Genomic DNA, 21,097 nt, shown 5'->3' on the forward strand with positions numbered 1-21,097 from the left:
CACAAAGAACTCGAAGAAATATCTCTGTGTTACCTCAACGATAAAAGCAGTTTAATTTGCAATAAAATAACGTACCGTTTTTACAAACAACTCTGTTTGTTCTGCATGAAGCCAATGTCCGGCATCAGGTATTGTTGTTAGTTGAGCTGAAGGAAAAAAACGACGCACCTGCTGCATATCTTCCTCCTGAACGTAGGGAGAATTTCCTCCTTTTATTAAGTAAACATCCTTTGCTTCAGGAAAAACAAGCTGCCCTTCTATATCTGAAAATCCATCCATAATTCGATGTAAATTATCTGATATAACTTTAATATTTAATTTCCAATACAACGATTTATCTTCGTTTCTTGCAATATTTTTTAGCAAAAACGAACGAACCATAGTATTGGGAATCTTATCCTTAAGATACTTGTCTATTTCACTTCTGGATTTGTAATCTGTAGGATTTACAGATAAGAGTGCTTTTACAATACTCTCGTGATCATTGGTTATTTTAGCATAATTACTAAAACCTCCGTACGATTTAGGTGCAATATCCAAAATCAAAAGTTTATCAACTTTATCCGGATATTTTAAGGCAAAACGCATGGCTGTTTTACCTCCCATTGAATGCCCCATGATAATAGCAGATTGCAAATTTACATGCTGCATAAATTGATTTAAATCATCAGCCATCACCTCATAATTCATATCAGAAGAATGAGGTGAACGCCCGTGATTTCTTTGGTCAATGATGTAGATATTACAAATATCTTCAAGATACTTTGAAACAGTCAACCAATTATCTGATGAACCATAAAGTCCATGAATAATAATCAGGTTTCTATCACCATTACCTATATGTTTGCTAAACAACTCCATCGTCATTTATAAACAACAGATTATCGCTTGAGTTGTTCTTTATACAGTTTAACTGCTTTTTCAAGGCCAATATAAAGTGCATCACAAATTAAAGCATGACCTATTGAAACTTCAGCAAGGAAAGGAATTTTCTCTGAGAAGAACTTTAGGTTTTCCAGGCTTAAATCATGACCAGCATTAATTTTTAATCCTACTTTTTTAGCCATCTCCGCAGCAGCTACAAAAGGAGCAATTGCCTTTTCTCTGTCTTTTGCATACATGGCTGCATAAGGCTCAGTATAAAGTTCTACCCTATCAGTACCAGTTGCTGCAGCATTTGAAATATTATCTAAATCAGTATCAATAAATATAGAAGTACGAATTCCATATTCACTAAACTCTGAAATAATTTCCTGTAAGAATGATTTATTTTTAATTGTATCCCATCCAGCATTCGAAGTTATAGCTTCTGGTGGATCAGGAACAAGGGTTACCTGGTGAGGCTTTACCTTTTTCACCAAATCAATAAAGTTTCTTGATGGATACCCTTCAATGTTAAACTCTGTTTTAATAATTGGTTTAATATCCATAACATCCTGATACGTAATGTGTCTTTCATCAGGACGAGGATGTACTGTAACTCCATCTGCACCAAATAACTGAACATCAACAGCTGATTTTACAACATTTGGCATATCACCACCTCTTGAGTTTCTTAGGGTGGCCACTTTATTAATATTTACACTCAGTTTTGTCATTAAAACCTTATTTTAGTCAACATTCTTTGCTTTTTAATCCAAAATATAAAAATAAACTTATCAATTACTTGATTGTTTACTTATATGCAACTAAATTTAAGCAAAGTCGTAATAAAAAAATGGGGAGAACTTAATTGTTCATCCCGCAGCAAAGTTAAGAGTATTTCTTGAAACACATTGTATGTTAGCACAAGATTTGATATCAGATATAGTTCCAGCACTGAAAACCTCTGATTCTGGGCTAGATGCCCTAAATTGGATGGAGGTATTTAGAGTGTCTCATTTACCTATTGTAAACAACAAAGAGTTTTTAGGTTTAATAACTGACACTGATATTTTTGATTTAAATAAACCAGAGGAACCTCTTGGTAATCACAAACTTTCGCTTACTGCACCATATGTTTTTTACAACCAACACATTTATTCTGTAATTGAAATAGCATCCAGACTGCAACTTACTGTAATTCCGGTTTTATCAGAAAATAAAGAATATTTGGGTATGATTACTCAAACGGATTTATTAAAAAATTATGCAGAATTAATTGCTGTTCATACTCCGGGAGGTATTATTGAAATTGAAATGCCGGCCTATGAATATTCTATTTCTGAGATAGCTCAAATAATTGAAGATGCAGATACAAAGGTTCTTAGCTTCTACGTGAATCAAAAAGATGCTAATTCGCCTTTAAAAATTACAATTAAATTAAACAGAGAAGATATTCGTCCTGTTTTAAGGGCGTTTGACAGATATGATTATACAGTAACAGCATCCTATTCGGAGCACAATACTGTTGACGAAGTTGTTAAGAAAAATTACGACGCACTAATCAGGTATTTAGATGTTTAGATTGTCTTTGTAAACCGCAAAATAAACGTTTTTCAATATTGTAGTTCTACACTTCAATACGAATCACTTTTTAATGCTTATCAAAGACATTAAGAACAAGTGTGTTTTTTGAAAAAGGTTTGCTTTTGAAGGTGTTTGGTTTACATATCATATTTGGGATGCTTTTTTTATGCTTCAGTTTCTTCTCTGGATTTGACGCATTCTCTATTAATAATCCTTCAGCAGATCTGTTAGAAGTCAATGACACCATTTTTGTAAATACCATTAAGGTTTCAGGTGATAAAAAAACACGATCGAGAATCATCAGAAATGAACTGCTATTTAAAAGAGGCGACCGAATTGCAAAATCAGATTTTTATGATCTGATTGGAAAAAGCCGACAAAATCTGTTAAACACTTCTCTTTTCAATTTTGTATATATCAATTACAGTTTCCCTAATAATAAGGAAGTTGATTTTGAAATTAAGGTAGATGAACGATGGTACACCTGGGTATTGCCATTATTTGAACATGCCGACAGAAATTTTAGTGCATTTTTGGATAATGGCGATTGGAGCAGAATGAATTACGGTATTTATCTGAAGCAAGAGAACTTCAGAGGCATGAATGAATTATTAAAACTCAAACTAAGAGTTGGCTATTTAAACGAAGTAGAAGTCATCTTTTCTTCGGCTAAAAGAAACAATAAACTGGGCTGGGGAACCTCATTTAATTATGCTGCTCAGAACCAGGTTTCGTATGGCATATTGGACAATAAAGCGATTTATTTTAAAACCAGTAATTCATTTATAGAACAACAGGTAGCCTCTGATTTATATTTACACTATCGCCACGGATTTTTTAATCGTCACAGACTGACTTTAAGCTACAATTCTTATAACATTAAAGATACCCTAGCTCTATTAAACCCTAACTACCTGGCCAACGGCAGTAACTTTTTAAATTACCTTTCTCTGGCATATAAGTATAATTTAGATTTAAGAGATTCAAAAACTTATCCTTTAAAAGGAAATATGTTTGAAGGCTGCCTGGCTCGAAACGGATTAGGCATTATAAACAACGACATCAACAATTTTTCTTTAAAATTACTTTTTCAGCAATACGGAAAAATCAGGAAACGACTTTATTATGGAGCCAGCTTTGGTGGAATTGCCAATTCAAATAACAACAACCCTTTTGTAATCAGTAATGGATTGGGATACAAAGAGTTTTTAAATGGATTTGAATACAATGTCATCGAAAGTGACAATTATGGTTATGTAAAAAATAAATTTTTATTTGAGTTAATACCAACCAAAACTGCTTACATTAACTTTATTAATCTCAATCAATTCTCAAAACTACACTATGCAGTTTACGTTAAACCATTTTTTGATGCCGGATATGTTCATAAACAACACCCGAACATTTCTAATTCATTGAGCAACTCCCTGTTATACAGCTATGGACTTGGCGTAGATTTAGTAACTTATTACGACAAGGTTTTATCTGTAAATTATGCCATCAACAGCATCGGTATTAAAGGATTTTACATTCACCTTAACCTTGCCATGTAGTTTTTTAATGTTTTATTTTGACGCACTAAATTACCTGATTACTTTTGAGCACATAAATTACAACAGCACCACATAAAACAATTTAATTACTAATAACTCACATATGCGGATCGCAATTTTTGGCAAACAATTTTCAGATTTATTTAAAGATAGTTGTATCAGCCTTTTTAAAAAGCTCAGAGACCATCAGGCTGACATCATTATTTATAAGCCTTTTTATGATTTTCTTTTTCAGAAATTTGATATTGCAGCCTTTGAATTTAAAGTATTTGCAAACAGCGATGAATTAAAGGGCATTGATTTGTTTTTAAGTATTGGTGGAGATGGTACTATTCTAAATGCCATTACTTTAGTTAAGGATTCTAACATTCCGATTGTTGGTATTAACAGCGGAAGACTTGGTTTTTTAGCTGATATTTCAGAGGAGGATATTAACAATGCGATAAACCACATCTTTTCTGGAAATTATAAGATCAATGAAGTTGAACTCCTGCAATTAAAAACGGAGAACAATCTTTTTGGAGATCTTAATATCGGACTAAATGAATTGGCAGTTCAGAAAAGGGATTCTGCTTCCATGATAAGTATTCATACTTATTTGGATGGTCAGTTTTTAAATTCGTATTGGGCAGATGGATTAATTGTTGCAACTGCTATTGGTTCAACAGCCTATTCATTAAGTGTTGGCGGACCTATTATTCACCCCAAAGCTCAATGCCACGTTATTACACCAATAGCTCCACATAACTTAACCGTACGACCAATGGTTGTTCCCAACAACCTAAATATTACACTTAAAGTTGAAGGTCGATCAGACACTTACCTGGCAACATTGGATTCAAGAAGTGAAATTTTTGAAGAATCGCTGGAGTTAAATATACAAAAAGCACCATTTTCAATTAAACTGGTTGACCTGCCTGGCATTAATTATTATGCCACTTTACGCAACAAATTAATGTGGGGAGCTGATAAAAGAAATTATTAACATGAAAAAACCACGAATCTCAAAATTATATTTTGAAACTCGTGGTTTAACATTAACAACCTAGGATTACAAAATGTAAAACCTTGCAAAAATTAACTTATATAAATCTAAAAATCAGTCAAATATTAGATGAATAAATTTAGGTTTGACTGTTCAGCTTCTTCAAGGTAGTTAGCTACACCACCAATGTTTACACCTTCAATCAACTCTTCCTTCTGAACACCCATAATATCCATACTCATCTGACAGGCAATCATATTAATTCCACTGGCTTTCGCTTGTTGAATCATAGTTTCCAGCGCATCAACATTTTTGTCTTTCATACGTAGCTTCATCATTCTACGTCCCATACCTCCCATATTCATATTCGAAAGCTTCAGCTTTCCGGCATGACCAGGCATCATTTTATCAAACATATTGCCCATCATATCCTTTTTCACTTTTGGTCGGTTTACATCTTTAATCACATTTAATCCCCAGAAAGTAAAGAACATTGTTACCTTTTTACCCATACTGGCAGCGCCATTGGCAATTACAAACGAAGCAAGAGCTCTGTCCATATCATCACTAAAAACAACCATTGTTTTATGGTCGGCATCAGCTTTTAAAAGGGTACTATTATCAGTATCTTTCTTAAACTTTTCAATAATAGCAGTAATCTCGCCTGCATTATTTTCACGCTTTACCAAACGGTTTCCCGTTACTTTACACCACGAGGCCACATCATTATAAAATCCTGGATCGGTAGCTGTAACTTCCAGGCGATCACCATACTCAATTGCATCAATACTCTCTTTCAACTTCAATATTGGCCCCGGACACTGCAATCCGCATGCATCAACAGCCATTGCCTTAACATTTATACTTGGCATTTCCACTTCTTCCTTTTTTTCCTGTTCAACCTCTGAAAAGAAAATAGCATTTGATTGTTCAGCCATCGCCTGCTTGTACACCTTTAAACCTCCTGAAAGATTGTACACATCTTCAAATCCGTTTTGTTTTAAAATACGAGCAGCTACATACCCACGTAAACCAACACCACAATAGATCATAATCTTTTTATCTTTCGGAATACGATCTAAATTTTCTCGTAATTTATCTAACTCAATATTTACTGAATCTTCAATAGCCTCAATAGAAACTTCCTCAGGAGTACGAATATCTATTACAAAGCACTCCTTTTTAATTCTTTTATGAAATTTAAAAGGCGACAAAGGCTTAAATAATCCTTTGATGATATTTTCAGCATTGTATCCAGCCTGATTTACAGGGTCTTTTGCAGAACTAAATGGCGGTGCATAAGCATGCTCAATTTCTTGTAAATCATAGATAGTACCTTCATTTTTAATAACTGTAGCCAAAAGATCCAAACGTTTATCCACACCTTTGTACCCAATCACCTGTCCACCATAAAGTTTACCAGACTTAGGATCGAAGCTAATTTTAAGCATCATTTGCATAGATCCCGGATAATAACCGGCATGTGAACCTGCATGAACAATAGTACAATCGTGTTTAATACCAGCTGCTTTCAATCCACGATGCGTCATTCCGGTAATACCGGCAGTCATATCAAAAACCTTGGCAATAGCAGTTCCTATGGAACCTTTGTATTTACGATTATGTCCGTAAACCATATTATCTGCCAAAATTCTTCCCTGACGATTTGCCGGACCTGCTAAAAACGCGATAGTTGGCTTTTTTGTAATTGGATGTGGAAACTCAATACTGTCACCAACAGCATAAATATCTTTTTCAGAAGTTTGCAGGTAATCATCTACCCATACACCACCTGTTTCTCCAATTTTTAAACCTGCATCTTTAGCTAAAGTAGTATCAGGACGAACTCCAATAGAAAGAATAATAAAATCAGCCTGAATAATTCTGCCGCTTGATAAAGAAACCTCAATTAAATTGCCTACTTGCTTAAATTCTTTAACAGCATCTTCTAAAAATAAACCAACTTCCTTTTCTTTAAAATGATGATGCAATGGAGCTGCTATCTCACTATCCATCATATTCATCACTTGCGGAGCTGCTTCAACAACCGATACTTTTACACCTCTGTGATGCAGATTTTCAGCCATTTCCAGTCCGATAAAACCAGCGCCAACAACAACTGCTGAACGAGGCGTTTTATCATCAACAAATGATTTAATTTTATCAGTATCCTCTACATTTCTTAAAGTAAATATATTAGGTAACTCAATTCCTGGAATTGGAGGTTTTACAGGTGTGGCTCCTGGAGAAAGCACTAATTTATCATACGACTCCGTATAAACATCTCCGGTTTTAATAGATTTTACAGTAATCTCCTTCTTGTTTGGATCAACAGAAGTTACCATTGAAAATACACGGATATCAATATTAAAGCGCGATCCAAAAGATTCTGGAGTTTGAACCAAAAGCTTTTCACGCTCTTTTATGACTCCTCCAATGTAATACGGAAGACCACAATTGGCATATGAAATATGCGGTCCTTTTTCAAACATGATGATTTCAGCCTTCTCATCAATTCTTCTCAACCTGGCTGCAGTAGTAGCTCCTCCTGCAACACCTCCAACAATTAAGTACTTCATTTTGATTTATATATTATAGTTATTTTTTATCTCTATCCTGGTAAAATTTTAAAGCTGCAAATATAGTTATATTTCTATATCTATTTATTTGCATATTTATGTTATTGAACACTTCGATATGATTTAACCTATTGTTAACAAATCAGAATGTTAATCAAGGGGTTCGCTAATGGCGAAGCACTAGATAAAAACATGGATACAAATAGATGATTTTGAAATAGTTTTAATAATTTAGAGAGAATCATCACTCGATTAACTTTTTATGAAATTCCAAACCAACCATTTATTCCACATCTACAACCAAGGGAATAACAGACAACAAATCTTCTTTGAAAGCAAAAATTACTTATTCTTCTTGAATAAAATCAGAATTCATATTTTACCTTATTGCGATATACTTGCCTGGTGCTTAATGCCAAATCATTTTCATTTGATGGTTAGAGTGAATAAGGTAGAATTAACGACAGCCAACACCGAGGGTTTCGCTCAAAGCGAAGCCCTCGGTACAAAAAACAGAACTTTAAACCAATCAATTGGCCTAATGTTAAGATCTTACACAAATGCAATTAATAAGCGATACAACCGAACCGGAAGCTTATTCCGAAAAGAAACAAAAGCGGAATGCATCACTTACGCTGATCACATCACTCCTTCTTTTTTTAACTCAGATTCTGGTTACGTCATCCCATTACAATCTCCAGAAAACCAATATCCACAGATTTGTTTTTATTACATATTAAACAATCCTGTAGCTGCAGGAATAGTATGCAAAGCTTCAGATTGGGATTATTCTTCGGCAAAAGATGTTTTGAACTTAAGAAACGGAAACCTGATAAACAAGGATGCTATCATGGAGTATGGCCTTACTTTTCGGTAGGTGTGATTAACTCGTGGTGCGACTTAAAGTCGTACCACGAGTTAATCGATCTATATTTTTATTTACCTTTTTATTCACTTTCTTTGCATACATGGAGTTAGTAGAAATAAAAGGAGTTGGACCCGTCTTTTTTCAATTGAGTAAGAAAGCTAAACGGCTGTCCATTAAGCTCAAACCTTTTGAACCCATAAAGGTAGTTGTTCCTGCAACAACGCATCCAAGAGAGGCACTTTCTTTTGTTAATGCTAACCGTGGATGGATTTTAGAAAACCTGGCTAAAATAAAAGAAAAGGAGAATGACCTGACCATTTTTGATGAATCCACTGAATTTAAAACACGCTCCTTTGCCTTAAAAATTCAGAAAGCTCCTATTCAAAATGTGAGGATTCATTTGCGACAAGGTATTTTATCTGTAGAATATCCACATCAACACGATGTAAAATCAACAACTATTCAGGAACATATTCGATATGGTATTGAGGAAGCCTTGAGAGTTTCAGCAAAAAATTATCTGCCTCATCGATTACACCAACTTGCTAAAATTCATGGATTTCATTACAACAGGGTGTTTATTAAAAATCTAAAATCGCGCTGGGGAAGCTGTTCTCATGTAAATAACATCAATTTAAATTTACATTTGATGCGCCTTCCCGATCATTTAATAGACAGTGTACTATTGCACGAACTTTGTCATACTGTGGAGAAAAACCATGGCCCAGGTTTTTGGGGATTGATGAACAAAGTTACAGATGGAAAAGCGAAAATGCTTGATAAAGAAATGAAGAACTATCGAACTGTAATATATTAATTATGAACTGGAACCAACTGTTATCTGTTAAAAGAACAGGTCAGGAAGATAGAATTAACGATACCAAACATCATAGAACTCAGTTTCAAAGAGATTATGACCGTTTAATATTCTCTTCACCATTCAGAAGATTGCAAGATAAAACCCAGGTCTTCCCACTACCCGGAAGTATTTTTGTGCACAACAGATTAACGCACAGCCTCGAAGTTGCCAGTGTTGGACGATCTCTTGGGCATAATTTAACGGAGTTCTTAATTTCGGAAAAAGGTCTTGATAACGATTTAATTCATGAGATTGGTTCCATTGTAGCTACAGCATGTTTGGCTCATGACATGGGAAATCCTCCCTTTGGCCATTCTGGTGAATCGGCTTTATCTCACTACTTTAAGGAGGGCGAAGGTAAAAAACTAAAAGATCAGTATCCTTTTACTGAGGAAGAATGGAATGACCTCACTGAATTTGAAGGTAATGCCAATGCATTCAGGTTACTAACACATCAGTTTAATGGCAGAAGAAAAGGAGGTTTTTCGCTTACCTATTCATCTGTAGCTTCTATTCTGAAATATCCTTATGCATCAGGACAAACAACCAAAAAGAAATATGGATATTTTCAATCGGAAAAGGAAATGTTTCATCGTGTGGTTCAGGAACTTGGTTTGATAGAAAAGGAACCCGGTGTTTATTGCCGACATCCATTGGTTTATCTTGTAGAAGCAGCTGATGATATTTGCTACCAGATTATGGATGTTGAAGATGCACACAAACTTAAAATACTGGATACACAACAAACCAAAGATATTTTGATGTCTTTTTTAAATGATGATGAAGACAAAGGTACCAGAGATCGAATTGCATCAGTCAGTGAAGAAGTAACAGATATTAATGAACAGATTGCTTTTATAAGAGCTTCAGTAATTGGAAAACTAGTGGCTCAATGCACTCAGGTTTTCATCAATAATTACGATAAAATTATGAATGGAGCGTTTGAAGGTAGTCTTACCAAGTATTTGGAAGGAAATACTAACAAAGCAATGAAATACTGTGCTGACTTATCTTTTAAGAAAATATACAGACATCCTTCGGTAGTAGAAATTGAAATTTCTGGATTTAAGATTCTCGGTTCGCTATTGCATGAGTATTCAAGAGCTATTCTAAATCCAAATGATAAATATTCAGAAATGCTTTTACCCTTTATTCCGGAACAATACAAAGTATCGCAAGAAGCTACTGCATACGAAAAACTGCAATCTGTTTTAGACTACATCAGCGGTATGACAGACATTTATGCATTAGACTTGTACCGGAAAATTAACGGGATTGGCCTGGCCGATAAAAGATTTTAAGAAAGAGATGGATATAGCATTGAGGGACTATATCCATCTACCTTTCCCCATTATCTAATTCAAAAAAATCAACTCCAATTCTTCTTTAGCCTCATCCTTTTGGCGGATTTTGTACTTACCTGAATTAACAAACTGAAACCCCTTATCTAAAGCAGCATCCATTAATATTAACTCAATTTCTTTAGCAACATTTCCATCTAAATCATTATTAAAATACAATAGAAGTTGCTTTTCATTAGCGTCATTAAATTGCACCAATAACGAATTATTTTCTACAAACACTAAATCTTCATAACTATAAGAAACTGGTAATCCTACTGATTCCAATATTTCCATCACATGTCCAAGTGGTCTAAATCCTAAGCTCATAATGATTCCATTTAAATGTTTATTATCTATTATCTGCAACTATTAATTTTATCAGGTTAACAACGTTTTCCAATTCGTCGTGATCCTTTTCTAACTGGCATTGAAGTACCATCATATTATAGGCATCTTCAAATTCGTTCTCGTCAAAAGCCAAATCCTTTTCAGCAATAAACTGGTTGAATCCCTCAACTCCTTTTACCAGATACATCTCTTTTCTGAAAGCTGCATCCGTTTGTACTTTTTTTATTAAATTTTTTGCATTTTGAACAGACATGGCTCCTCCTTTTTTTAAAATCCTACATTTTTGTATTTTTTCACCCGGTTTATTACCATTTTGTAATATTCCTTTTTCCTCAAAATCCCAGTTTTCATAAGCATTACAGAACTATTGTAATGCTTTCATATAATAGTGCAACATCCATACCTAAACTGAGCCAGATAAATATAAAAGCGATATGAAAATTTTACTTTTATATTTCATTCGTCCGATTTTCCTATATATATAATATGTATCTGAATAAAAAATACGTTACTTTCTATTTATCAATTTGTTATACTTCATTAAAATAAATCAAAAAAAAAATGATGTTTTTTGAAATTTATAGTTGATATCCAACTTTTAATGATACATTTGTAGCATAGTATTTATTTAATTTTATTATGAAAGAAGGAAAAGTAAAATTCTTTAATGATTCAAAAGGTTTTGGATTTATTAAAGACAACGACTCAAACAACGAGTATTTTGTACATGTAACTGGTCTTATTGATGAAATCAAAGAAGACGACGAAGTTACCTTTGAATTAAAAGAAGGTAGAAAAGGATTAAATGCGGTTAATGTAAAGTTGGCATAACGATATTTCAATATAATTAGTACGCAAGAGTCCAAACCCCGCTTAATAAGCGGGGTTTTTTGGTTTATACCATTTTCAAGGGCAAGATTTCCACTTTTTTTTTATATTTGCACCCACATAAAGGGATGGCCTCATAGTTCAAGGGATAGAATAGTTGTTTCCTAAACAATAGATACTGGTTCGAGTCCAGTTGGGGCTACTGATTAAATGCTGATTTCTTATAGAAATTCAGCATTTTTTTATTTTACCCCCTCCATTTCATTAAAAAGCTTAAATAAAATGAATTCTTAGGCATTTTCACAAATAAACCTTTCCTTTGTTTTCTATATGGAAGCATTATTAAATCCTTTAAATACAGATTGGACTACCTGGTGGTTAACCATTCTCTGTGCGCTTGTTGCCGGATTAAGTAAAAGTGGATTAAAAGGATTTGCGATGATCAACATTCCTATTTTAGCCCATTTATATGGTGGAATGGCTTCTGTGGGAATACTTCTACCCTTTTTAATATTTGGCGACACATTTGCTGTAATATATTACAGAAGAAGCGCTGAATGGAAATACATCAAGAAACTTCTTCCGTGGGCCATTATTGGAATTGTATTAGCTGTTTTTGTTGGAAAATATGTAAACGACGATCAGTTTAGAACCACAATTGCAATAGCCATTCTTATTTGCTTGGCCATACTTGTTTACAGAGATGTAATTAATGGTTCTGTAGATCTTACTAAAAAGAAATGGTTCTCGTCTTCATTAGGTTTATCAGGTGGTTTTGCTACAATGATAGGCAATGCTGCTGGTCCTATCTTTAATTTATACCTGATGAGTATGCGCTTACCTAAAGATACCTTTATCGGCACTGGGGCATACTTTTATTTAGTACTTAATCTCATCAAAGTACCAATACATGTTGTTTATTGGAAATCTATTACCATGGAAACCTTTCAATTGAACCTGGTATGTTTGCCAGTATTAATTATTGGAGCTTTTATTGGCAAAAGAGTGGTAAAACTGATTCCTGAAAAAGCTTACAGGATATTTGTAATGGGTGTAATTACAATTTCTGCTATCATGTTATTTTTCAAATAGCATTTAAAAAATAAACCCACACCAGTTTTGTTATAAACAACTACCAGTGTGGGATCAACATCAATAAATTAAATAATCAAAATTGGCTTATAGCTTTTTATCCGGATACATGTTACTCCATTGGCCGGACTGATCTTTTAGTACTTTATCAAACCACGCAATAATGGTATCATTCCATTTAATCCGTTTTTTATAATCTAGTATATGATGGTTTTCACCGTCAATTAAAACCATTTCCACATCCTTTCCTAGTATTTTCAAAGCTGCATAATACTGCAAACTCTCTCCTACCGGAACATTTGTATCACTTGTACCATGCAATAACAATATTGAATTCTGGAATTTATCGGCATTAAAGAGCGGACTATTCTCCACATAAATATCCTTTCTATTCCAAGGATAACTACCAGTGGCTGCTGCCGAACTATATGAATAACCCCAATAACCTTCACCCCAATAACTTGAAATGTCGCTTATACCAGCATGAGCAATAGCTGTTTTAAAAATATCAGTACGAGTTTGCAGCATCATTGTAGTAAATCCACCATAGGAAGCTCCAATGCAACCTACGTTTTTTGCATCTGCTGTTGGATGACTCTTTAAAAACGCTTTGGTACCGTCTATAATATCATCAATAGCATCTTTTCCCCATCCGTTTACATGTAATGCAGAGAAGTTTTGTCCGTAACCAGTTGCTCCACTTGGTTGTAAAACATAAACCATATAACCATTGGCTGCCCAAATATTTTTAGGATATCTACCTCCAAAGCTTCTATCTGTCGGCGATGTTCCTCCATAATAATAAACAATCAAAGGATACTTTTTTGATGGATCATAATTTACCGGATAATATACTCTTCCATCTATTGTTAAACCGCTTTTATTTTCAAATGTCCACTTTTCTGATTTACCAAAAGCAATATATCTATATGTCTGTTCTTTGGGGAAGTCTAGTTCTGTATATTTTTTATTTTTCAGGTTTATGGTGTAGACCTTTTCCGGTGTAGAAATACTCGTACCATTAAAAATAGCGATCTGCTTATCGTAAGCAAAATCAAAGTCATCTAACACTTCTACCGGAAGATCAATTTTTGTGAAACTACTTTTTGAAACATCACACACATATAAATTCACACCATCACGTTCAGTGACCTGAGTATAAATGATATTATTATCAAACCATTTTGCTCCGTTTATTGAAGGTGAAAAATCTTTAGTTAAGACAGTGGCCTTTTTCTGTGCCAGGTTATAGATGTATAACTGATTATCAAAACTATTTGGCAAATGTCCATTGGTTATTTTAAGGCCCAGATCTCCAAAAGCTTTTGCTGATCCCATAGCTAAAAGTTTTTGTCCATCCGGAGAATATTTACAATAACAACCATAAAGTTCATCTTTCCACAGTGTGTCCAACTCAAAAGTTTTCAGACTCAACTCATACATATCCTGACGATAGAAAGGAGTGGTTTGATAATCCATTTCAGTTGTAGAAAACAAAATTTTACTACCATCAGGTTTGATATCATTTAGATTTGCAGAAAGATTACCTGCTGTTAAAGGCTGAATCAAACCATTTTCTGTATGAAGCAAATACAAATTTGTACGATTTCTGAAGTAAGGCAGACGATCATCATTTCCAAATATACGTTTCAAATCACCAGGTTTATCTGCCTTTATAGTTTTTGATAAAATAACAAAATCCTCGTTTGGCGACCACTGAGAAAGATACATGTCATCAATATTTTCGGAGATACACGCTTCTTTTCCTGACATTATATCATATACAAAAAGTGAAGTTCCCTGATCATTTTTTATTAGATAGGACAATCGATCAGACTTTGGTAACCAGCTTAAATTATAGGCAAAATTTCGAACTTTATAAACCACCTTATTTTCGTTTAGATCAATGATATGGGTAATTTGCTGCTTTTTGCCGGTTCCTTTCATTACATCACTCATCTGTACAAGTGCATAATTGCCCGAGTGAGATATTTTTAAATTTTGAACACTTACTCCATCCAATAAGTCATGAATAGTCATGGTTCTTTGTGCATCAACCGACCAGGCAATAGCTTGAGTTAATTCTTCCTCTACAACATACGAAGCCTGCATTGTAAGATTTTCATCAACACTTAAAGCCTTGATGATTATCTGGTGTTTTCCTGTTTGAAGTTTTACAGGAATATTGATTTCTTCATTAGGTTTAGAAACTGTTTTACATTTTTCACCATCAAGATAAACTTCATAAATACTATTGGATTTGATTTTAATTTTTGCCTCAAGCCACTGTGATACGGAAACATATCCTGTTAATTCTACCAATTGATTTTTAGAATCTATTCCAGGAACATCAAACGAATCATCTTGTTTAATAAGTGAAATAGCACTTGTATTGCTTACTTTAGTATTGGAAAGCAATTCCAAACGATCAAAAACCTTTCCATCAACCGAACCTATTTCAGCAAAAACAGGCAAATGCAGTTGTATTGGACTTGATACTTTCCATTCCTTACAATCCTTCTCAATCTGAGCATCAACAAACATGGTGGAAGTTAAAACCATGAATAAAATAAAATATCTTATCATTCTATATCTATTAATTAATTCTATATAATCCTCAGATAAAAGTATAATTTTTACATCTCCCCCATAATTACAAATGTCATGTATTGGAATTTTGTCTATTTTTTATACAAAACCCCATACTCAAGGGACTGTATTATATTTAAAATATTTATCTGTGATAGTTTATAAAACAGGCAATATGATCTATCCTGATTATTTAATTAATGTATAGCTATGAAAAGTATTCGCTTATTTAATTAAAACACTCCTGAAAAAAATCAACGAGAGCATTTGTAATGAGTGTTTCGTTAGGTGCTCCAATAGCCTCATTAATTTTGCTATGCGTATAGATACTTCCATCTACCTGCCATACAGAAGCACCATTTTGTTCTAACTTATCAATAAATGCATTGGCTTTTGCCAATCGCAAAAAAGTTCCTCGTTTGGCAATAAAAAACTTAGGATATGATACGCCACTCTGAATATTATAAATTGGAGAAGCTTGAATGTTCTCGTCTTCATTTGTTCCAAATGCATTGATATATAAATCTGAATTATCCTGAACCTGATCTAAAACATCATATCCTTCCGTATCGATAGCAGCAATACCCTTTATGTTTGCAAGATTCAAACCAACATTAGTTAAAAAAGAAGCATTGGTTCCTGTTAAAGCAACAAGGTGTGCTCCGGCACTATGTCCCATTAAAACCATACGATAAGGATCACCTCCATATTGATCTATATGATCTACAACCCATCTTATCGCATCTGCAACATCGGTGTTATGATCCGGATACCTTACCCGATCAGAATTGTTTAACTCATATGGGAATGGACTCAGACGATAATTGACTGAAACAAAAACATAATCTAATGTCTGAAACAAATTAACCTTATTGTCTATTTGACTAGCCTTATCTCCTATACTCCATCCTCCACCATGAACCCAAATTACAACAGGCTTTTTTATCTGAGTCATGCTATTGAAATAGACATCTAAACTTAAGAGATCTGCATCAATCCCTTCAATTTGCTTGTATTGCACTGTTTCAGAAAAATAATCGGCTGATAATTCATCCTCTTTTTTTGGATTGCATGCAATGAGTGTGATTATAAAAAGAATAAATAAATACTTCATCGGATCAAATTTATTTTAATGGAGGTTGTATCATTATGGTATGTCTCATCTTAATTAAGTAAAGGATTACCTGCTTAAAACTAACAAATTTTAAATAATAAAAACCTTTGATACACAGGCATTGATTATAATTTTAGGGTTTAACTTTAATTAACGAACAATTTCTTTAATTGAAGGTTACTTAGTCTATAGTTAAACACAGACAATAGTTAAGGCATGAGTAACAGTTTCAATTTGCCAAACAACGGTAAAAAAAGAGTTATAATAATAGGTGCGGGATTTGCAGGATTAAAATTGGCACGAAAACTTGCCAATTCACCTTATCAGGTGGTTATGATTGACAAAAGAAACTTCCATCAGTTTCAACCTCTGTTTTACCAGGTTGCCACTTCAGGTTTGGAGCCGAGCAACATTTCTTTTCCGGTTCGGAAAGTGTTTCAGAAAAACACAAACTTACACTTCAGAAATACTGAATTACTGGAAGTTTTTCCTGAAGAAAAGAAAATTCTCACCAAAGCTGGTGAGCTAACATACGACAAACTGGTTATTGCAACCGGAGTTGATACCAATTACTTTGGTAACAGAAACATTGAAAAATATAGTATTTCAATGAAATCAACAGCTCAGGCCATCAACCTTCGAAATCGTATTTTAGAAAGTTTTGAAGCTGCCATCTTAACGGATGACAGAAAAGAACATTCTAAATTATTATCGATGGTTATTGTTGGTGGTGGCCCTACTGGAGTGGAACTTTCAGGAGCTATTGCAGAATTGAAAAACTACGTTTTACCTAAAGATTATCCTGAGCTTGATTTTAGCCGAATGAAAATCAGGCTTTACGAAGCGGCACCCCGCCTTTTAAACGGAATGAGTGATAAAGCAGGGAAAGATGCGCTTAAATTCCTTGAAAAACTTGGCGTTGAAGTACACCTGAATACCATGATTAAAGATTATGATGGTGAAAATATGACCCTTCAGGATGGTACGCAGTATAAAGTACAAAACTTTGTTTGGACTGCAGGTGTTGGAGGAAAACGCATCAATGGAATTGCTGATGATCAGTATGTTCGTGGGAACCGATTAGCTGTTGACAGAACAAATCAACTCAAAGGATCAAAAGACATTTATGCTGTAGGTGATACTGCTTATATGGAAACGGACTTATATCCTCATGGTCATCCACAGGTGGCACAGGTTGCTATTCAACAGGCTGTATTATTAGCCAAAAACCTAAAGGAAAATAAAGCGCTTCAGTTTGAATATAAAAACAAAGGTGCTATGGCTACCATTGGACGTAACATGGCTGTTGTTGATTTACCCGGATTTAGTTTTTCAGGTGTTATTGCCTGGTTTTTATGGCTGATGGTTCACCTAATGGCAATTGTTGGCGTTAAAAACAGGCTGTTTATTTTCATCAACTGGGCACAAAGCTACTTTTCTAGAGATCAATCTTTAAGAGTTTTAATACGACCTTTTAAAAAGAAGTAAAATAATAATTTGGGGATTTAAGCTGTATATCTTAATTCCCCAATAATTAACTTTCCACTAAAATTTCTCATCAATAAGATGCCTATGTATTTTAGTTTTGAATCATTTGACTGATGAGAGATACACTAAAAATGCTCAATAAAAACCATCCCAAAAATCCTTCAATGATGGTAATATACCTTGAAATCCCTTTTACAGGTATTGCTCCAAATCCTAATGTAGAAAAAACATTGATGCTTAGTGTTGTAGCATTAAGTACCCTTACCAAGGTTAGGTAAAGTAAATAAACAAAAATTACAATACTAATTGTTATACCTACAAAAACCTTACGCTTGGGTTTAAGACTGCTCCAACGACCTTGTAATAATTCTGTTCTTCGGTATATAAAAGTTGCTATTTTATGCTTAATGATGGATAGCAGATATAAGGGCCTTCCCAACAAAACAATAAAAAAAGGGATTTCAGCATAACTTACTTTCATCTCATTTTTATAATCTTCAAATGTTTTAAAATCCTCTTTATAATTCACAGTATAAAAATCCTCTAATCGTTGTTCTGAACGAAAATATTCCAGAAGTTTCCTGTGTTGTCTAATCAGGAATGATCTGTTAATCCCATCCCAATCACTATAAAAAAAGAAGTATACTGCAGCAAAAATTAAAATAGTCCAAAGTGAAATAATAAGGGATTGCACCGGACTAGTACCATATTTTGAAAAATATTTCAGAAATTGATTGAACCGCCAATTAAACCAGCTTTGAATACCAGGGTTTTGTGTATATAAATGTTTATACTTTCTGGTTTCCATATCTTTCATCTGTATTAAACAAGCATTAGCCGATTCATTATCACCTTGCGATTTATACATGGTAAAAAACTTACGGTAAGAACTTTGTAATGCATTAAAAATATACACATCCGAAACAAGTGTATCTGATAAATGAGTAAATGGCGACTGCTTATAACCATCATACAAACCAAGGCCTACAGAATCTATCTGCGCCCAGTTAAAAGAAGTGTTGTTATTTGGGAATGAAAAATTATTACTCCCTATTGGTTGTGTAAACTTACATCTTTCAATCAATAAGTTTTCTTTTACTGAACAGTTATTAAAATCTAAAATACCATTAGAAAAATCAATATTGTCAAAGCCTATAACATCATATTTACCACCATGAATAGAAAGCACTGGTTTGACTCCGGATGAAGAAATTTTGCAATGATCCAGATAAAAATTATTCAACTTTCTTTCATTCTGCCTAATCATAAACAGATACTGAAAACCTGAACGTTCTTTTTCATCACCATTAACAAATGGACTATAAATAATTGTTGAATCGGCATAAAATGAGCAATTTGAAAAAAGAAAAACACTGGCTCGCATTTCATATACTACTACCCTATGCAGTATCTTACAATTCCAAAATTCAATATCATTCAGTTCTAAATTGCGAAAGTCAATACCTTTTTTAAAAGTGCAATTAATAAATCTAAACTGTGAAGCACCCTCACAATTATATAAGGTAACATTGTTATTGAACACCAAATTACTAACAGAACAGGTAGAATTATCAGGCAGTTTACAATCTTTGAGTAGTATAATTGGCTTAATTGTTTTTACTTGGTCTAAAGTCGTATCTGATAATAAATATTGGAATTTTATAAAAGAAGAAAGTGAATCCTTAACCTCATCGAAATATATTTCAGTATTTTCAAGTCGGTATAAAACATCCTTACAATTTTCCATTTCATCTACCCATTCACTTATAGAGATTTTTCTTTTGTAATTATTTTGCGAGCATAACGGAGAAGAATAAAAAAGGGCTACAAAAAGGAGTATTGCCAGATATATCTTTGTCATAATAAATAGATGAATATTGGTTAATATCATTGCCATAACAAAACCATATTACAATTGCTCCTCATATTCATAGCAAAAAGTATCAGGTTTATATTACAAGTCTACCCTTAATTAATGGTCAACTAATATACATTATTAGAGATACATAATCAAATTGTTATTCAACTGGTTACAACCTGATATTTTGTGATATACCCCAAACAAAACAAGGGCAAAATAAAGGTTTCACCCTCTAATTTGCCCTTGTTTTATTATAAATAGTTTTGACTATATTCCGTTACATTATGATTTTATAATGGTAATAAAGCGTTTATTGGAACGAAGATTATCAAAATGTTTTTCATTCTCAACTTCATCTTTTAAAGTCTCAGACAATTCAATGGCTTTTTCAATATCCCGGATTGCTTCATTTTGCTTATCTAACTGAGAATAAGCACATGCTCTTTGCCAATAAGCTAACGAATATTCATTATCAAGTTCAATAGCCGTATTGGTTAAATTTAAAGCCCATCGCACCTCTCCAATTTCCAACAAAGCATCCGCTTTATAAGTCATAGCTTCAATATCATTGGGTTTAATGTCTAATATTTCATCATAAATAGAAATTTTATCCTCTTCACTTTTTTCTAATCCGGCACGCATCCATAAGGAGTGAATTGAATTGGTATTGGTGATTTCCTGCTGTGTTTCAATAAGAATTTTTGAACGATCCATCATTTTTTGCTCTATCTGCTGTAAACGACTTTCATAATCACCGGTTAATCCTTGTATGCGCTTGGCTGTATCACTTTTAATACTCTTTTTAATATCATTAAGCGATCGCCATCCTAACAGCACTAATAAGGAGGCAGCTGCCGTAATAATATAAAATATGTTGTTGACGGTGCTTGTTGTATACTGAATGGCCCTGTCGGATGAATCGAGTTTTGCTTCAGCAATCTGTTTGGTTACCAAAGCCCTTAAGCGTTGATTCTCCTCCCGTAAATTTTTAATCTCATCAAGAATATATCGTTCAATAAATGGTTTGTACAACGGTTTTTCAATTGAATCTTGTGCAATTTCGGTATCGTTAGAGAATATTTGTACTGATAAACCCAAGAAAATAAGTAGTAATAAAAATCTTGACATGCTATTATTTGCGC

At 33.7% G+C, this 21,097-nt stretch carries 18 protein-coding genes and 1 tRNA gene; 10 read left to right on the top strand and 9 right to left on the bottom strand.

Features of this window, described 5'->3' with window-relative positions; all coding sequences use genetic code 11:
* Window positions 1-51 precede the first annotated feature (51 nt).
* Both OM075_RS11530 and OM075_RS11535 read right to left on the bottom strand, forming a co-directional pair.
* Window positions 52-861, bottom strand: coding sequence for an alpha/beta fold hydrolase (locus tag OM075_RS11530; protein WP_301190669.1), 810 nt, complete (start codon window positions 859-861; stop codon window positions 52-54).
* A 20-nt stretch (window positions 862-881) separates the two neighbouring features.
* Window positions 882-1,598: a pyridoxine 5'-phosphate synthase gene (locus OM075_RS11535; RefSeq protein WP_301190670.1), complete on the bottom strand. Its 717-nt coding sequence runs from the start codon at window positions 1,596-1,598 to the stop codon at window positions 882-884.
* Between the two features lie 181 nt (window positions 1,599-1,779).
* On the opposite strand from OM075_RS11535, the gene OM075_RS11540 reads away from it, so the two are divergent.
* The 3 genes from OM075_RS11540 (at window position 1,780) to OM075_RS11550 (ending at window position 4,986) form a co-directional block, all read left to right on the top strand.
* On the top strand, window positions 1,780-2,445 hold the full coding sequence (locus tag OM075_RS11540) for a CBS domain-containing protein (protein ID WP_301190671.1): 666 nt from the start codon (window positions 1,780-1,782) through the stop codon (window positions 2,443-2,445).
* 158 nt (window positions 2,446-2,603) lie between these two features.
* The gene (locus tag OM075_RS11545) at window positions 2,604-4,001 is read left to right on the top strand and encodes a POTRA domain-containing protein (protein ID WP_301190672.1); all 1,398 of its coding nucleotides are present in this window, start codon (window positions 2,604-2,606) and stop codon (window positions 3,999-4,001) included.
* A 103-nt stretch (window positions 4,002-4,104) separates the two neighbouring features.
* Window positions 4,105-4,986, top strand: coding sequence for an NAD kinase (locus OM075_RS11550; RefSeq protein WP_301190673.1), 882 nt, complete (start codon window positions 4,105-4,107; stop codon window positions 4,984-4,986).
* A gap of 125 nt (window positions 4,987-5,111) precedes the next feature.
* On the opposite strand, the gene OM075_RS11555 is transcribed toward OM075_RS11550, so the two are convergent.
* Window positions 5,112-7,565, bottom strand: a complete 2,454-nt coding sequence (locus OM075_RS11555; RefSeq protein ID WP_301190674.1) for an FAD-dependent oxidoreductase — start codon at window positions 7,563-7,565, stop codon at window positions 5,112-5,114.
* A gap of 262 nt (window positions 7,566-7,827) precedes the next feature.
* On the opposite strand from OM075_RS11555, the gene OM075_RS11560 reads away from it, so the two are divergent.
* The 3 genes from OM075_RS11560 (at window position 7,828) to OM075_RS11570 (ending at window position 10,593) form a co-directional block, all read left to right on the top strand.
* Complete coding sequence (locus tag OM075_RS11560) at window positions 7,828-8,442, top strand: hypothetical protein (protein WP_301190675.1); 615 nt, start codon at window positions 7,828-7,830, stop codon at window positions 8,440-8,442.
* Between the two features lie 91 nt (window positions 8,443-8,533).
* Window positions 8,534-9,250, top strand: a complete 717-nt coding sequence (locus OM075_RS11565; RefSeq protein WP_301190676.1) for a M48 family metallopeptidase — start codon at window positions 8,534-8,536, stop codon at window positions 9,248-9,250.
* A gap of 2 nt (window positions 9,251-9,252) precedes the next feature.
* Entirely contained in the window at window positions 9,253-10,593 is a 1,341-nt protein-coding gene (locus OM075_RS11570) for a deoxyguanosinetriphosphate triphosphohydrolase (protein ID WP_301190677.1), read from the top strand.
* 54 nt (window positions 10,594-10,647) lie between these two features.
* On the opposite strand, the gene OM075_RS11575 is transcribed toward OM075_RS11570, so the two are convergent.
* Together OM075_RS11575 and OM075_RS11580 are read right to left on the bottom strand one after the other, a co-directional pair.
* Window positions 10,648-10,962 (bottom strand): hypothetical protein, encoded by a 315-nt coding sequence (locus OM075_RS11575; RefSeq protein ID WP_301190678.1) that lies wholly within the window; start codon window positions 10,960-10,962, stop codon window positions 10,648-10,650.
* Window positions 10,963-10,984: 22 nt separating this feature from the next.
* Window positions 10,985-11,236 (bottom strand): Nif11-like leader peptide family natural product precursor, encoded by a 252-nt coding sequence (locus OM075_RS11580; protein WP_301190679.1) that lies wholly within the window; start codon window positions 11,234-11,236, stop codon window positions 10,985-10,987.
* A 386-nt stretch (window positions 11,237-11,622) separates the two neighbouring features.
* Here OM075_RS11580 and OM075_RS11585 point away from each other — a divergent pair, with 386 nt between their 5' ends.
* The 3 genes from OM075_RS11585 (at window position 11,623) to OM075_RS11595 (ending at window position 12,903) form a co-directional block, all read left to right on the top strand.
* Window positions 11,623-11,814 (top strand): cold-shock protein, encoded by a 192-nt coding sequence (locus tag OM075_RS11585; RefSeq protein WP_301190680.1) that lies wholly within the window; start codon window positions 11,623-11,625, stop codon window positions 11,812-11,814.
* A 127-nt stretch (window positions 11,815-11,941) separates the two neighbouring features.
* Window positions 11,942-12,013: transfer RNA gene (locus OM075_RS11590), tRNA-Arg, on the top strand.
* Between the two features lie 128 nt (window positions 12,014-12,141).
* On the top strand, window positions 12,142-12,903 hold the full coding sequence (locus tag OM075_RS11595; protein ID WP_301190681.1) for a sulfite exporter TauE/SafE family protein: 762 nt from the start codon (window positions 12,142-12,144) through the stop codon (window positions 12,901-12,903).
* 87 nt (window positions 12,904-12,990) lie between these two features.
* Here the strand turns inward: OM075_RS11595 and OM075_RS11600 are convergent, their stop codons facing one another.
* Together OM075_RS11600 and OM075_RS11605 are read right to left on the bottom strand one after the other, a co-directional pair.
* On the bottom strand, window positions 12,991-15,489 hold the full coding sequence (locus OM075_RS11600; protein ID WP_301190682.1) for an alpha/beta hydrolase family protein: 2,499 nt from the start codon (window positions 15,487-15,489) through the stop codon (window positions 12,991-12,993).
* 232 nt (window positions 15,490-15,721) lie between these two features.
* Window positions 15,722-16,606 (bottom strand): alpha/beta hydrolase, encoded by an 885-nt coding sequence (locus OM075_RS11605; RefSeq protein WP_301190683.1) that lies wholly within the window; start codon window positions 16,604-16,606, stop codon window positions 15,722-15,724.
* Window positions 16,607-16,822: 216 nt separating this feature from the next.
* Here OM075_RS11605 and OM075_RS11610 point away from each other — a divergent pair, with 216 nt between their 5' ends.
* Window positions 16,823-18,094: an NAD(P)/FAD-dependent oxidoreductase gene (locus tag OM075_RS11610; protein WP_301190684.1), complete on the top strand. Its 1,272-nt coding sequence runs from the start codon at window positions 16,823-16,825 to the stop codon at window positions 18,092-18,094.
* 91 nt (window positions 18,095-18,185) lie between these two features.
* On the opposite strand, the gene OM075_RS11615 is transcribed toward OM075_RS11610, so the two are convergent.
* Window positions 18,186-19,955, bottom strand: a complete 1,770-nt coding sequence (locus OM075_RS11615) for a hypothetical protein (protein WP_301190685.1) — start codon at window positions 19,953-19,955, stop codon at window positions 18,186-18,188.
* A gap of 282 nt (window positions 19,956-20,237) precedes the next feature.
* Window positions 20,238-21,083, bottom strand: a complete 846-nt coding sequence (locus tag OM075_RS11620; protein ID WP_301190686.1) for a tetratricopeptide repeat protein — start codon at window positions 21,081-21,083, stop codon at window positions 20,238-20,240.
* Window positions 21,084-21,097: the final 14 nt, after the last annotated feature.

Source organism: Plebeiibacterium sediminum (assembly GCF_026013605.1).
GTDB lineage: Bacteria > Bacteroidota > Bacteroidia > Bacteroidales > Marinilabiliaceae > Saccharicrinis > Saccharicrinis sediminus.

What these genes read in the sequence shown, in the direction of transcription:
- OM075_RS11595 (WP_301190681.1), top strand. Translation starts at nt 12,142, where the DNA reads ATGGAAGCATTATTAAATCCTTTAAATACAGATTGGACTACCTGGTGG.
- OM075_RS11550 (WP_301190673.1), top strand. Translation starts at nt 4,105, where the DNA reads ATGCGGATCGCAATTTTTGGCAAACAATTTTCAGATTTATTTAAAGAT.
- OM075_RS11545 (WP_301190672.1), top strand. Translation starts at nt 2,604, where the DNA reads ATGCTTTTTTTATGCTTCAGTTTCTTCTCTGGATTTGACGCATTCTCT.
- OM075_RS11585 (WP_301190680.1), top strand. Translation starts at nt 11,623, where the DNA reads ATGAAAGAAGGAAAAGTAAAATTCTTTAATGATTCAAAAGGTTTTGGA.
- OM075_RS11610 (WP_301190684.1), top strand. Translation starts at nt 16,823, where the DNA reads ATGAGTAACAGTTTCAATTTGCCAAACAACGGTAAAAAAAGAGTTATA.
- OM075_RS11555 (WP_301190674.1), bottom strand. Translation starts at nt 7,565, where the DNA reads ATGAAGTACTTAATTGTTGGAGGTGTTGCAGGAGGAGCTACTACTGCA.
- OM075_RS11600 (WP_301190682.1), bottom strand. Translation starts at nt 15,489, where the DNA reads ATGATAAGATATTTTATTTTATTCATGGTTTTAACTTCCACCATGTTT.
- OM075_RS11575 (WP_301190678.1), bottom strand. Translation starts at nt 10,962, where the DNA reads ATGAGCTTAGGATTTAGACCACTTGGACATGTGATGGAAATATTGGAA.
- OM075_RS11540 (WP_301190671.1), top strand. Translation starts at nt 1,780, where the DNA reads ATGTTAGCACAAGATTTGATATCAGATATAGTTCCAGCACTGAAAACC.
- OM075_RS11605 (WP_301190683.1), bottom strand. Translation starts at nt 16,606, where the DNA reads ATGAAGTATTTATTTATTCTTTTTATAATCACACTCATTGCATGCAAT.
- OM075_RS11570 (WP_301190677.1), top strand. Translation starts at nt 9,253, where the DNA reads ATGAACTGGAACCAACTGTTATCTGTTAAAAGAACAGGTCAGGAAGAT.
- OM075_RS11620 (WP_301190686.1), bottom strand. Translation starts at nt 21,083, where the DNA reads ATGTCAAGATTTTTATTACTACTTATTTTCTTGGGTTTATCAGTACAA.
- OM075_RS11535 (WP_301190670.1), bottom strand. Translation starts at nt 1,598, where the DNA reads ATGACAAAACTGAGTGTAAATATTAATAAAGTGGCCACCCTAAGAAAC.
- OM075_RS11580 (WP_301190679.1), bottom strand. Translation starts at nt 11,236, where the DNA reads ATGTCTGTTCAAAATGCAAAAAATTTAATAAAAAAAGTACAAACGGAT.
- OM075_RS11530 (WP_301190669.1), bottom strand. Translation starts at nt 861, where the DNA reads ATGGAGTTGTTTAGCAAACATATAGGTAATGGTGATAGAAACCTGATT.
- OM075_RS11565 (WP_301190676.1), top strand. Translation starts at nt 8,534, where the DNA reads ATGGAGTTAGTAGAAATAAAAGGAGTTGGACCCGTCTTTTTTCAATTG.
- OM075_RS11615 (WP_301190685.1), bottom strand. Translation starts at nt 19,955, where the DNA reads ATGACAAAGATATATCTGGCAATACTCCTTTTTGTAGCCCTTTTTTAT.
- OM075_RS11560 (WP_301190675.1), top strand. Translation starts at nt 7,828, where the DNA reads ATGAAATTCCAAACCAACCATTTATTCCACATCTACAACCAAGGGAAT.